This is a genomic window from Streptomyces sp. NPDC043726 (assembly GCF_056436565.1).
Map to the genome: position 1 here is coordinate 146,892 of NZ_JBWKCI010000010.1, position 12,458 is coordinate 159,349.

The following is a 12,458-nucleotide window of genomic DNA, read 5'->3' on the forward strand; positions in this document are numbered from 1 at the left end:
ACCCCCCGGTAGCTCCCCCACCGGGGGGTACGGCAGCATGGGGCGCCGAGACCACCGAGATCGCCGATCGCCGGAACCACCAAGACCACCAAGACCACCAAGACCGTCGTACGACCGAAAGGCCAGGTGCCTCATGCCCCCGGAGCCCAAGCCCGAGATCCTGGCCGCGTTCGAGGCGGCGAAGGGGTTCATGCCCGCGGGCGAGGGCCTGGCCCTGTACGCGGCGGCCCGGGAGGCGGGCGCGCTGGGCCTGCCGCTCCTGGAGGTCGGCACGTACTGCGGACGCTCCACGATCCTCCTCGCCGACGCGGCCCGCGCCGCCGGAGTGACGGCCCTCACGGTCGACCACCACCGCGGCAGCGAGGAGCAGCAGCCCGGCTGGGACTACCACGACCCCGAGACGGTCGACCCCGAGATCGGCCTGATGGACACGCTGCCGACCTTCCGCCGCACCCTGCACAAGGCGGGCCTGGAGGACCACGTGATCGCCCTGGTCGGCCGTTCCCCGCAGGTGGCGAAGGTCTGGGGCACCCCCCTCGGCCTGGTCTTCATCGACGGCGGCCACACCGACGAGCACGCCACGGCCGACTACGAGGGCTGGGCCCCCCATGTGGCCGAGGGCGGCCTCCTGGTGATCCACGACGTCTTCCCGGACCCGGTGGACGAGTTCACCGGCCAGGCCCCGTACCGCGTCTATCTCAGGGCCCTGGCCTCCGGCGCCTTCACCGAGGTCTCGGCGACCGACTCGCTGCGGGTGCTGCGGCGAGTGGGGGCGGGGATCTGAGGGCACGGTTAGAGTCGCAGACGTGTCGTACGCAGGCCCTGAATTCGATCCCCAGCCCCGCCGCCCCCGCCGAAGCCCCCTGACGGTCGCGCTCGCCGCGCTCGTCCCCGGCGCGCTGCTCGGATGGGTGGTGTACGAGGCGGTGGGCCCCGCGGGCGACGGAGGCGGCGGCGCGGACCGTACCGCGGCGGCGACGCCGACGGCCTCCGTCACCGACTCGCCCGCGGACGACGAGAAGCCGAGCCCGAGCCCGAGCCCCACCGCGGACTCCACGGCCGCCACCCTCGAGGGCAAGGTCGTCGTCATCGACCCCGGCCACAACCCGAGCAACTTCCAGCACACCGCCGAGATCAACCGCAAGGTGGACATCGGCAGCGGGTACAAGGAGTGCGACACCACCGGCACGGCCACCAACTCCGGCTACACCGAGGCCGAGTTCACTCTCGACGTCGCCCACCGGCTGCGCACGCTGCTGGAACAGCAGGGCGCCACGGTGAAGCTGACGCAGGACGGGGACCGGAAGTACGGCCCGTGCATCGACGAGCGGGCGCGCATCGGCAACAAGGCCGAGGCCGACGCGGTGGTGTCGATCCACGCGGACGGCGCCGGAACCGGCAACCGCGGCTTCCACGTCATCCTCCCCGGCTCGGTGAACTCCGGGGCCGCCGACACCCGTCCGATCGTCGCCCCCTCCCGCGACCTCGGCGAGCGCATCGCGGGCAACTTCGTCCGCGCCACCGGCAGCGCGCCCTCCAACTACGTGGGCGACGGCTCCGGTCTCGTCACGCGTGAGGACCTGGGCGGTCTCAATCTGTCAACGGTTCCCAAGGTGTTCATCGAGTGCGGCAACATGCGCGATAGCAAGGACGCGGCACAGCTGACCAGCGGTGCCTGGCGACAGAAGGCGGCGCAAGGGATCTCTGGCGGAATCGTGAGTTTCCTGCGCGGGTAGTGATCAGCGCGCTGATCCCGGCGGACAGCCTGATCGTGTGGACGATAAGGTCGTCCTTACGATGAGGGGCCACCCCCGCGCTTCACACCGGGGCCTGACGGCGACATGGTGACAGCGACGCCTCTACCGACGACGAGACGACCTACGAAGGACCTGAAGTGAATATCCGCTCCCTCACTCGAGGCGACGGCGTGGTGATCGGAGCAGCGGTGTTGCTCTTCGTCGCGTCGTTCCTCGCCACGTTCGACGGCGACGGCGATGACATCCCCAACGCCTGGGACAACCTCGGCCTGGTGATGAGCATGTATGTCGGCGGCATCATCGGTGCGGTCCTGATCGTTGTCGCCCGTGCGCTGCCGCAGCCGCGCAAGGTCGGCGGACTCGACCTCGGCCCGCTGGGCGTCGCGCTCACGATCTTCTCGGCGTGGACCGCGCTCTGGACGATCTTCGACCCGCTGGGCGCGTTCAGCGACACCTTCGGCGCCGCCGACGTGGGCGCCGGAGCCGGCCTGATCCTCGGCCTGATCGCCGCCCTCCTGCTGGCCGCCGGCGCGGTCGCGGGCCCGCTCGTCCCCGCCCTCCAGGGCGCCCTGATCCCGGCCCCCCGTCCCGCCACCCCGCAGCCCTACGGCGGTCAGCCGCAGGGTGGTTACGGCTACCCCGGCGCCCAGCAGCCGCAGCCGCAGCCGGGCCAGCCGTTCGGCGGTCAGCCGCAGCCCGGCCAGCCGCAGGCGGGGCAGCCCTTCGGCGGCCCGGGCCCGCAGCAGGGTCAGCCGCCCGCGCCGCAGCCGGCCGGGGACTTCTCCCCGTTCTGGTTCGCCGTTCCGGTGGCCCGCCCGCTGTTCGCGGAGGACGGTTCGCCCACGCCGATCGCCGAACTGGCCCCCGGCACCTGGTACCTGGCGGTGGAGCAGCGCGGCCCGTCCCTGATCGCGCAGACGCAGGACGGCCGTCGAGGCGTCCTCCAGGACACCAGCGGCATCCAGCGCGGCTGATCAATCGGCAACAGCCGTACGACGGCCCCTCACCCTTCCCGGTGAGGGGCCGTTGTCGTACAGTCGCCACCCTCGGCTGACGCACCGTCAGGAGGCAGGTATGCGGCTAGGTCTGGCGCTCGGCTACTGGGGCCGCGGCCCCTCCCCGGCCCACGTCCCGCTGGCGCGGGAGGCCGAACGTCTGGGATACGACTCGGTCTGGACGGCGGAGAGCTGGGGCTCGGACGCCTTCACCCCCCTCACCTGGATCGCCGCGCGGACCACAACCATCAAGCTGGGTACGGCGATTGCCCAGATGGCCGCCCGCTCCCCCACCACCACCGCCATGCACGCCCTCACCCTCGACCACCTCTCCGGCGGCCGCATGATGCTCGGCCTCGGCCTGTCCGGCCCGCAGGTGGTGGAGGGCTGGTACGGCCGCCCGTTCCCGAAGTCGCCGCTGACGGCGACGAGGGAGTACGTCGATGTCGTACGGCAGGTCCTCAGGCGCGAGGCCCCCGTGGAACTGGACGGCCGCTATCACCCCCTCCCCTACCGGCACGCGGACGCCACCGGCCTGGGCAAGCCCCTCAAACCCATCACGCACCCCCTGCGCCCCGGCCTCCCCGTCCTCCTGGGCGCCGAGGGCCCGAAGAACGTGGCCCAGACGACCCGCATAGCCGACGGCTGGCTCCCCCTGTACTGGTCGCCGACCCGCCCCCAGGCCTATGCGCTCCCCGCCGAACTCCCGGACGGCTTCCGCATCGCCCCCATGGCCCGGGTGAAGGTCTGCGACGACGTCACCGAAGGCCTGCTCCCCGTGAAGGCGATGCTCGGCTTCTACATCGGCGGGATGGGCCACGCGCGCCGCAACTTCCACGCGGACCTCATGGCCCGCATGGGGTACGAGGAGGAGGCCCGCAGAATCCAGCGGCTGTTCCTCGAAGGCCACCGCGAGGAAGCCGTCCTGGCCGTCCCCGACGCCTTCGCCGACGAGATCTCCCTCGTCGGCCCCCGCGAACGCATCGCCGAGCGCCTGGAGTTGTGGCGCAAGGGCCCGGTCACCGACCTGCTGGCCCTCGCCCCCGACCCGGAGTCCCTGCGCGTGCTCGCCGAGTTGAACTCCTAGGCTTCGACTCCTGGGCGGGTTTCGGACGCGTTTGAGGGGCAACCCGTGGGTCATGTCCCCTCGATATCGCAACGGTGCCAATCAGGCCGGCACGGTCATAGCGATCGTCGCCGATGTCATGGCCTTCATCCTCGGCCTGTGGATCCTGATGTACCTGCTGGACGCCAACCCCGGCAACGACTTCGTGCAGTTCGTGCACGACGTCGCCCGCTGGCTGGCCGGCTGGTCCCACGACCTGTTCACGTTCGACGAGCAGTGGGCCAGGGTCGTGGCGGGGTACGGTCTCGCGGCGGTGGTCTACCTGTTCGTCGGACACGCCATCGCGAACCGCGTCCACCGCCACTGAGGTTCAGCCGCAGCAGTCGGGGTCCAGGCCGGTAGGCAGCTGCTCGCCGCCGAACACCTGGCAGGTGGCCTCGTGTCCCCCCAGCGCGGCCACCGCGAGCAGCAGCGACCCCGCCGTCCACGTGGTCAGTTCCCTCGGCCAGATCGCGCCCTCGTCGAAGACGTAACCCGTCCAGTACAGGCCCGTCTCGTCATCGCGCAGATGCTGGATCGACTGCAGGATGTCCAGCGCCCGGTCGGACTCGCCCATCGCCCACAGGGCCAGGGCGAGTTCGGCCGATTCCCCGCCCGTCACCCAGGGGTTGGGGACCACGCACCGCACACCGAGGCCGGGCACGACGAACCGCTCCCAGGACTCCTCGATGCGGGCCTTGGCCTCCGTGCCGGTCAGCGCGCCACCCAGCACCGGGTAGTACCAGTCCATCGAGTAGCGGTCCTTGTCCAGGAACCGCTCGGGGTGCCGGCGGATCGCGTGCCGCAGGGCTCCCACCGCCAACTCCCAGTCGGGCTGGGGCTCTTCGCGCTGCTCGGCGATGGCGAGCGCGCAGCGCAGCGCGTGGTGGATCGACGAGGACCCGGTCAGCAGCGCGTCCGTCGTAGGAGTGCCGTCGTCGTCCCGCCGCCACCCGATCTGTCCGCCCGGCTGCTGCAGCCGCAGCACGAACTCCGTCGCCGCGTACACGCTCGGCCACATGCGGTCCAGGAACGTGTCGTCGCCCGTGGAGAGGTAGTGGTGCCACACACCCACGGCTATGTAGGCGACGAAGTTGGTCTCCCGGCCGCGGTCGGTGACCTCGTCGAACGCTCCGTCCTGGTACGCGGCGTACCAGGAACCGTCCTCGTTCTGGTGCCGGGCGAGCCACTCGTACGCCCGCTCGGCCGCGTCGTGCTCACCCGCCGCGTCCAGGCCCATCGCGGCCTCGACGTGGTCCCAGGGGTCCAGGTGGTGGCCCCGGAACCACGGGATGGCGCCGTCCTCCCGCTGTACGGCGAGCAGTCCGGCGACGGTCGCGGCGGCCTGCTCGGCGGTGAGGACCCCGGGCAGGACGAGGTGTTCTGTCCGGGGCGTGGTCACGAGCCGGCCACCTGGGGGAGGTGGGGCTTGGTCGCGTACGCCACGAAGCTCTTGCCGATCAGCGGGTTCAGGGCCTGCTCGGCGACCCGCGTCGCCAGCGGCTTCTTCATGATGTCCCAGACCAGCAGCTTGTGGTACGCCCGCACCGGCAGCGCCTTGTCGTTGTCGACGCCGAACGCGCACTTCAGCCACCAGTACGGCGCGTGCAGCGCGTGCGCGTGATGGGTGCCGTACGGCTTGAGGCCCGCCTCGCGTATCTTCGCGAGCAGTTCGTCCGCCTTGTAGATGCGGATGTGGCCGCCCTCGACCTCGTGGTAGGCGTCGGACAGCGCCCAGCAGACCTTCTCGGGGCCGTAGCGCGGGACGGTGATGGCGATCCGGCCACCGGGCCTGAGGACCCGGACCATCTCGGCGAGGACGCCCTTGTCGTCCGGGATGTGCTCCATGACCTCGGAGATGATGACGACGTCGAAGGACTCGTCGGGGAAGGGCAGCGCCAGGGCGTCGCCCTCCATCGCGGTCGCGGTGGCCCCCTCCGGCGCCTCGCCCGCCTCCTTCATCGCCGCGAACCACTTCGCGACCTCGCGGATCTCCTCGGCGTTCTGGTCCAGCGCGACGACCTGGGCGCCGCGCCGGTAGCACTCGAAGGCGTGCCGGCCGGCACCGCAGCCGAGATCCAGCACACGGTCGCCCGGGGCGAGCGGGAACCGGGAGAAGTCGACGGTCAGCACGTGGCCCTGCTTTCGGGGTTGAGATGGGCGTCGTTCACGGTGAGGGGTGCGGCGGCGAGGGAGGGCGCGGTGCCGGTCAGGGCCTGTCGGTAGTGGGCCACCGTGCCCTCTGCCGCCCGGGCCCAGGTGAACTTGGCCAGTACCCGCTCACGTCCGGCGTGCCCCAGCCGTGCTCTCAGCCCGGCGTCACCCAGAAGTCGGCTCAGACCGGCCGCCAGTGCCCCCGGATCCCCCGGGGGCACGGCCAGACAGGTCTCCCCGTCCCGGCCGGCGACCTCGGGAATCGCGCCGCCCGTCGTGGCGAGCAGGGGCGTGCCGGTCGCCATGGCCTCGGCCGCCGGGAGGGAGAACCCCTCGTACAGGGACGGCACACAGGCGACCTGCGCCGAGCGGACCAGGTCGACCAGTTCCGCGTCGGAGATGCCCTTGACGAACTCGACGGCGCCTTCGAGGCCGTACCGCTCGATCGCGCTCGCGACCGGGCCCTCGCCGGGTTTCTTGCCGACGACGACGAGATGGGCGTCCAGGTGCTCGGTGCGCACCTTCGCGAGCGCCTCGACGAGGAAGACGAGGCCCTTGAGGGGGACGTCGGCGCTGGAGGTCGTGACGATCCGTCCCGGTACGACCGGCACGGACGGATCCGGCTTGAACAGGTCGGTGTCGGCGCCGATGTGCACGACGTGGACCCGCTCCTCGCGCACGCCGAGGTGCTCGACGATCTCGGCGCGGGAGGTGCCGGAGACGGTGAGGACGGACGGGAGCCGGCGCGCGACCCGCTTCTGCATCCGGGTGAAGGCGTACCAGCGGCGCACCGAGTACCGCCGCTGCCAGCCCTCGGCCGCGTCCAGCTCCAACTGCCGGTCCACGGTGATGGGGTGGTGGATGGTGGTGACCAGGGGCGCGCCCACGTCGCCCAGCAGGCCGTAGCCGAGCGTCTGGTTGTCGTGGACGACGTCGAACTGCCCGCGCCTGGCCCGCAGATGGCGGCGGGCGCGCAGGGAGAAGGTCAGCGGCTCGGGAAAGCCGCCGGTCCACATGGTGCCCACTTCCAGCGCGTCGATCCAGTCGCGGTACTCGCCGCGCCCGGGCGTGCGAAAGGGGTCGGGCTGGCGGTACAGGTCGAGGCTGGGCAGCTCGGTCAGCGTGACGCCCTCGTCGAGCACCGGGTACGGCTGGGCGCCGATGACCTCGACGCGGTGGCCGAGGCGGGCCAGTTCGCGGGAGAGGTGCCGGACGTAGACGCCCTGGCCGCCGCAGAACGGGTTCCCTTTGTAGGTGAGGAGCGCGATGTCGAGCGGTCGCCCGCCGTCCGCGGCGGGCTCCGTGGGGGAACCCGTCCGACTGGCCTCAGCGGTCACTCCGGGGCCCCCTTCTGCCTGCACTGTCCCGCGAGATTACGCCGGGACGCTAATCTAGAACAAGTTACAGACTTGATCGTTCAAGAGGCTCCGAATCTACCGGCAGGTAGCGCCCCTGTGAGCGGTGGATCAGGTGATTCACGCCACGGCCGGCGAGCTGGCATGCTCTGTCCGATCACCTCTCCTCACCGACTGTCACGGAACGGGATCCATGCCCGCGGAAGCCAGTAGCGCAAGCCCCGCCTCGCCGCCGCTCACCGAGCGCCAGGAGGCCCGTCGCCGTCGCATCCTGCACGCCAGCGCGCAGCTCGCCAGCCGGGGCGGTTTCGACGCCGTACAGATGCGGGAGGTCGCCGAGTCCTCCCAGGTGGCCCTCGGCACCCTGTACCGCTACTTCCCGTCCAAGATCCATCTGCTGGTCGCCACGATGCAGGACCAGTTGGAGCACATGCACGGGACCCTGCGGAAGAAGCCGCCCGCGGGCGACACGGCCGCGGAGCGGGTCGCCGAGACGCTGATGCGCGCCTTCCGCGCCCTCCAGCGCGAGCCGCATCTGGCCGACGCCATGGTCCGGGCGCTGACCTTCGCGGACCGCAGCGTGTCTCCCGAGGTGGACCAGGTGTCCCGGCAGACGACCGTGATCATCCTGGACGCGATGGGCCAGGAGAACCCGACGCCGGAGCAGTTGTCCGCGGTGCGGGTCATCGAGCACACCTGGCACTCGGCGCTGATCACCTGGCTGTCCGGCCGGGCCTCGATCGCCCAGGTGAAGATCGACATCGAGACGGTCTGCCGCCTGATCGACCTCACGGCACCCAAGGACACCTGAGGCACCCCAGGGCACGCAAGGCACTCAGGGCACTCAGGGCACTCAGGGCACTCAGGGCACTCAAGGACACATGAAGGACCTACGAGACGGACTCCGATTCCGACCGTCGACGTCGGCTCCGGCGGATCCCACACCCATCTGGGGTCTCGCCTGAGTCGGCTACTCCGGTTGGGAGTCGGTGCTGACTGCTCGTCCCGTAGGCCACCTCCCATAATAGAACGCCCGTACGTGGATGAAAAGGGGCATACACCCCCATTCCGCGCCTATTCCTCGGGCGGGAACACGGGCTCCCCGCTCCCCAGCAGCGTGATCGAGATCGCCTCCACGGGGCAGTTCTCCGCCGCCGCGAGCACACCCTCGCCCGCGTCCATGTCGGCGTCGACCGGGTGGGACTGGCGGGCGGTGTCGAGGCGGAAGCCGTCGGGGGCGCGGTGGACGCACTGGGCCGAGCCGATGCACACCGACCGGTCGACCTCGACGTGCCAGCGGTCTCCCATCCTCCCTACGCCTCCCAGCCGGCCGGAAGATGGATCATCTTGTGCTCGAGGTACTCCCCGTACCCCTCGGGCCCGAACTCCCGCCCCAGACCGGAGTTCTTGTAGCCGCCGAAGGGGCCGAGCATGTCGAGGCTGAAGGTGTTGACGGAGTAGGTGCCGGTACGGACATGCCGGGCGACCTCGATCCCGCGCTCGACGTCGGCGGTCCAGACGCTGCCGCTGAGCCCGTAGTCCGAGTCGTTGGCGATCTTCACGGCCTCGGCCTCGTCGCCGTAGGGCAGCAGGCAGATGACCGGCCCGAAGATCTCCTCGCGCGCGATGCGCATGGAGTTGTCGACGTCGCCGAAGAGGGTCGGCTCGACGTACCACCCCCGGTCGATGCCGTGCGGACGCCCGCCGCCGGCGAGGATCTTGGCGCCCTCCTCCTGGCCGATGCGGATGTAGTCGAGGTTGCGCTGCTGCTGGCGGCGCGCGACGAGGGGGCCGACCTGGGTCGCCGGGTCCAGCGGGTCGCCGACGACGAGGGCGTTCGCGGCGGCGGCGAGGGCCTCGGCGAACTCGTCGTAGCGGGAGCGGGGCAGGAGGATGCGGGTCTGGGCCACGCAGGCCTGTCCGTTGTTCATCCAGGCCGCGGGGACGATGCCCGCGACGGCCGCGTCGACATCGGCGTCGGGCAGGACGACGGCCGCCGACTTGCCGCCCAACTCGAGCGTCACGCGGGTGAGATGGCGGGCGGCGACCTCCATGACCCGCTTGCCCGCGGCGACGGACCCCGTGAAGGAGACCTTGTCGACGCCGGGATGCCCGACGAGGTACTCGCTGACCTCCCGGTCGGCGGGCAGGATGGACAGCACGCCTTCGGGAAGACCGGCCTCGCGCGCTATGTCCGCGAGGAGATAGGCGTCGAGGGGCGACTCGGGCGAGGGCTTGAGGATGACCGTGCAGCCGGTGAGCAGCGCGGGCGCGAGCTTGGCGGCGGCGACGAACTGCGGCACGTTCCAGGGGACCACGGCCGCCACGACCCCGACGGGCTCGCGCCGGACGAGGATCTTCCCGAGCACGCCGTCCCGCTGTTCCTCGTAGGTGAAGTTCCGCGCGACGGTGATCGCCGAGTCCCACACCATCATCGCGCCGAGGGCCTGGGCGAGGACGCTCCAGGAGTAGGGCGAGCCGTTCTCGGAGGAGATGACCCGGGCGATCTCCTCGTGCCGCACGGCGATGGCGTCCTTGATCCGGGAGACGACGGCGATCCGCTCATCGAGGGAGGTCCGGGGCCAGGGACCCTCGTCGAAGGCCTTCCGCGCGACGGCGACGGCCCGGTCGACATCCCCGTTGGACGCGTGCGGCACCCGCCCGATGACCTCCTCCGTGTGCGGCGAGATCACTTCGATGACGTCCTTGCCGAGGGGGTCGGTCAACTCCCCGCCGATGATCAGCTGTCCGTGTTCCACGAGCTCGGTCATGGCCGACTGCCTCCCCGGAGCGCAACTCTGACGAACCATCAGATACACGGAACTGATACCAGTTCCACCCTGGGGAGTCCACGGCACGCACACCATTCGCGCCCGCGATCGCACCTGCCGTCGAGCACGGCACCACGGACCGGCGCCCCGGCCCGACGACCCCGGATCGATGACTCGGGCTCCCATCGGAACTCGTTCTAGTTATAGTGGCCGAGGCCGGTGGCGGGTGCGGTGATTGGGGGAGCCCATGACGCAGGTGTACGACCATGGCGGCGGCGTCCGGTCCCTGAAGGTGCCCATCCCGGACAACCCCCTCGGCCACACCCTGGTGTACGTCGTCGACACCGACCGGGGCCCGGTGCTGATCGACACGGGCTGGGACGACCCCGAGTCCTGGGACACCCTGTCGGAGGGCCTACGAGGCTGCGGCACCGCGCCCTCCGAGATCCACGGCGTGGTCGTGACCCACCACCACCCCGACCACCACGGCCTGTCCGGCAAGGTCCGCGAGTCCTCCGGCGCCTGGATCGCGATGCACGAGGCGGACGCGGCGATCGTGCGCCGCACACGGTCGGCCGAACCGGAGCGCTGGTTCACGTACATGGCGGCGAAGCTGACGGCGGCCGGCGCCCCCGAGGACCACGTGGCACCCCTGCGCACCGCCCGCCGCCGCACCCTCCCCGGCCTGACCCCGGCCCTGCCGGACCGGGAGATCGTCCCCGGCGAACCGCTCCCCCTCCCCGGCCGCCGCCTGCGCGCGATCTGGACGCCGGGCCACACCCCGGGCCACGTCTGCCTGCACCTGGAGGAGACCCACCCGGCGGGACTGGAGGGCAACGGCCGCCTGTTCTCCGGCGACCACGTGCTCCCGGAGATCACCCCCCACATCGGCCTGTACGAGGACCCCGACGACGCCACGGTCACCGACCCCCTGGGCGACTACCTGGACTCCCTGGAACGAGTGGCCCGGCTGTCCCCCGCCGAGATCCTCCCGGCCCACCAGCACGCGTTCACGAACGCCCCGGCGCGCGTGGCCGACTTGCTGACCCACCACGAGAACCGCCTGACCGGCCTCCTCACCCTCCTCTCCACCCCCCTCACCCCCTGGCAACTGGCCGAGCGGATGGAGTGGAACCGCCCCTGGCCCCAAATCCCCTACGGCTCGCGGAACATCGCGGTCTCCGAGGCCGAGTCCCACCTGCGCCGCCTGGTGAAGCTGGGCAGGGCGGAGGCGGTGCCGGGGAGCGATCCGGTGACGTACGTGGCGGTGTGAGTACGGTCGGGGATCATGGAAACCTCTCCCGACCTCGAACCCCACCCCGTCGCCGAGCGCGCCTGCGAGCGTCTCGTCATCGACTTCGTCCACCGCCTCGATCTCGGCGAACCGTCCTCCGTGGCCGAGCTGTTCACCGAGGACGGCTTCTGGCAGTGGCCCGCGGGCGACCGCCTCATCAAGGGCCGCGAGGCACTGCGGGAGTACTTCGGCGCCCGCCCCGCCGACCGTCTCTCGCGCCGCCTGATGTCCAACATCCTCGTCACGGTGACGACTCCGGACACGGCGAAGGCGACCTCGTACTTCACGACGTACCGGGTCGACGGCTACGCGGGCGGCCTGGTCCCGCCGGGCCCGCCGGTGCAGGTGGGCCCCTACGAGGACAGGTTCCGCAGGCAACCCGACGGCTCCTGGCTCCTCTTCTCCCGCACCCTGCACCTGGCCTTCGCCGGACCGACCCCCCCACGCCTGACCCATGCCCCCGCGCCCAACGCGGGACATGCCCCAGTCCAGGCCCGGGTCGCCTTCCTCGGCGTTCGTCCAGTCGATGACGTAGGGGCCGCGCGGGGTGAACATGACGTTGTCGGCGTGGAGGTCCAGGTGGATCACGCGCCCGGGGACGGCGTGCAACTGCCGTAGCAGGCGGGTCAATGTCTCCCCGGCCTCCCTCGGACCGATCCGGCCCACCCCGAAGGCCTCCAGCATCGTCGGCCCGTGCAGCCGTTCCATCAGGGCGGCCTCCGCCACCCCGTCCTCGTACCCCTCCCGGTCCCGGCGCAGCACCCACCCCTCGCCCAGCTCGTGCACATCCGACGCCCGCCCCGAGCCGATCAGCCGGGCCGGCCTCCCCAAGATCGTCGTGGGCCGAAGCCACCCGCGCCCACAGCCTCCCCTCAGCCCTTCCGCTACGGGCCGGTAGAGTGGCGGCGTCGTCATCACACCCGTACGGGGGGAAGCCGGTGCAAATCCGGCGCTGACCCGCAACCGTAAGCGGCCGAACAAGCCGCGAGCCGGACTGCCCCGCACGGCAAGTGAACGGCTCACGCGC

The 12,458-nt window shown here is 71.3% G+C and carries 12 protein-coding genes, 1 pseudogene and 1 riboswitch; of the genes and pseudogenes, 8 read left to right on the plus strand and 5 right to left on the minus strand.

The window, feature by feature from the left end:
- The first annotated feature begins 133 nt into the window (after window positions 1-133).
- The 5 genes from AC068Z_RS28175 to AC068Z_RS28195 all read left to right on the plus strand — a co-directional run bounded on the left by AC068Z_RS28175 (window position 134) and on the right by AC068Z_RS28195 (window position 4,185).
- Window positions 134-784, plus strand: a complete 651-nt coding sequence (locus AC068Z_RS28175; RefSeq protein ID WP_478561383.1) for a class I SAM-dependent methyltransferase — start codon at window positions 134-136, stop codon at window positions 782-784.
- A 22-nt stretch (window positions 785-806) separates the two neighbouring features.
- The gene (locus AC068Z_RS28180) at window positions 807-1,736 is read left to right on the plus strand and encodes an N-acetylmuramoyl-L-alanine amidase (protein ID WP_478561386.1); all 930 of its coding nucleotides are present in this window, start codon (window positions 807-809) and stop codon (window positions 1,734-1,736) included.
- A 158-nt stretch (window positions 1,737-1,894) separates the two neighbouring features.
- Window positions 1,895-2,731, plus strand: coding sequence for a hypothetical protein (locus tag AC068Z_RS28185; protein WP_478561389.1), 837 nt, complete (start codon window positions 1,895-1,897; stop codon window positions 2,729-2,731).
- Between the two features lie 100 nt (window positions 2,732-2,831).
- Window positions 2,832-3,839 carry an LLM class F420-dependent oxidoreductase gene (locus AC068Z_RS28190; protein WP_478561392.1) on the plus strand — a complete coding sequence of 336 codons (1,008 nt, stop codon included), beginning with the start codon at window positions 2,832-2,834 and terminating at the stop codon, window positions 3,837-3,839.
- Between the two features lie 52 nt (window positions 3,840-3,891).
- Window positions 3,892-4,185 (plus strand): hypothetical protein, encoded by a 294-nt coding sequence (locus AC068Z_RS28195; RefSeq protein ID WP_451721296.1) that lies wholly within the window; start codon window positions 3,892-3,894, stop codon window positions 4,183-4,185.
- Window positions 4,186-4,188: 3 nt separating this feature from the next.
- On the opposite strand, the gene AC068Z_RS28200 is transcribed toward AC068Z_RS28195, so the two are convergent.
- Genes AC068Z_RS28200 through AC068Z_RS28210 form a run of 3 tightly spaced genes read right to left on the minus strand, consistent with a single transcriptional unit; the run spans window position 4,189 to window position 7,348 of the window.
- On the minus strand, window positions 4,189-5,259 hold the full coding sequence (locus tag AC068Z_RS28200) for a prenyltransferase/squalene oxidase repeat-containing protein (RefSeq protein WP_478561396.1): 1,071 nt from the start codon (window positions 5,257-5,259) through the stop codon (window positions 4,189-4,191).
- On the minus strand, window positions 5,256-5,990 hold the full coding sequence (locus AC068Z_RS28205) for a class I SAM-dependent methyltransferase (RefSeq protein WP_478561399.1): 735 nt from the start codon (window positions 5,988-5,990) through the stop codon (window positions 5,256-5,258). The genes AC068Z_RS28200 and AC068Z_RS28205 overlap by 4 nt, the downstream gene beginning before the upstream one ends.
- Window positions 5,984-7,348 (minus strand): glycosyltransferase family 4 protein, encoded by a 1,365-nt coding sequence (locus tag AC068Z_RS28210; RefSeq protein WP_478561402.1) that lies wholly within the window; start codon window positions 7,346-7,348, stop codon window positions 5,984-5,986. The genes AC068Z_RS28205 and AC068Z_RS28210 overlap by 7 nt, the downstream gene beginning before the upstream one ends.
- Window positions 7,349-7,559: 211 nt before the next feature.
- On the opposite strand from AC068Z_RS28210, the gene AC068Z_RS28215 reads away from it, so the two are divergent.
- Window positions 7,560-8,177, plus strand: a complete 618-nt coding sequence (locus AC068Z_RS28215; protein WP_478561405.1) for a TetR family transcriptional regulator — start codon at window positions 7,560-7,562, stop codon at window positions 8,175-8,177.
- A gap of 263 nt (window positions 8,178-8,440) precedes the next feature.
- On the opposite strand, the gene AC068Z_RS28220 is transcribed toward AC068Z_RS28215, so the two are convergent.
- Both AC068Z_RS28220 and AC068Z_RS28225 read right to left on the minus strand, forming a co-directional pair.
- A complete protein-coding gene (locus AC068Z_RS28220) occupies window positions 8,441-8,674 on the minus strand; it encodes a ferredoxin (protein ID WP_451721286.1) in 234 nt (77 codons plus the stop codon).
- Between the two features lie 5 nt (window positions 8,675-8,679).
- Window positions 8,680-10,137 carry an aldehyde dehydrogenase gene (locus AC068Z_RS28225; protein ID WP_478561408.1) on the minus strand — a complete coding sequence of 486 codons (1,458 nt, stop codon included), beginning with the start codon at window positions 10,135-10,137 and terminating at the stop codon, window positions 8,680-8,682.
- Between the two features lie 247 nt (window positions 10,138-10,384).
- Here AC068Z_RS28225 and AC068Z_RS28230 point away from each other — a divergent pair, with 247 nt between their 5' ends.
- Together AC068Z_RS28230 and AC068Z_RS28235 are read left to right on the plus strand one after the other, a co-directional pair.
- On the plus strand, window positions 10,385-11,410 hold the full coding sequence (locus tag AC068Z_RS28230) for an MBL fold metallo-hydrolase (protein WP_478561411.1): 1,026 nt from the start codon (window positions 10,385-10,387) through the stop codon (window positions 11,408-11,410).
- Window positions 11,411-11,425: 15 nt separating this feature from the next.
- Window positions 11,426-11,872 (plus strand): annotated as a pseudogene (locus tag AC068Z_RS28235) (nuclear transport factor 2 family protein); the annotation flags it as partial.
- A 487-nt stretch (window positions 11,873-12,359) separates the two neighbouring features.
- Window positions 12,360-12,431, plus strand: a riboswitch (cobalamin riboswitch).
- The last annotated feature ends 27 nt before the right edge of the window (window positions 12,432-12,458 follow it).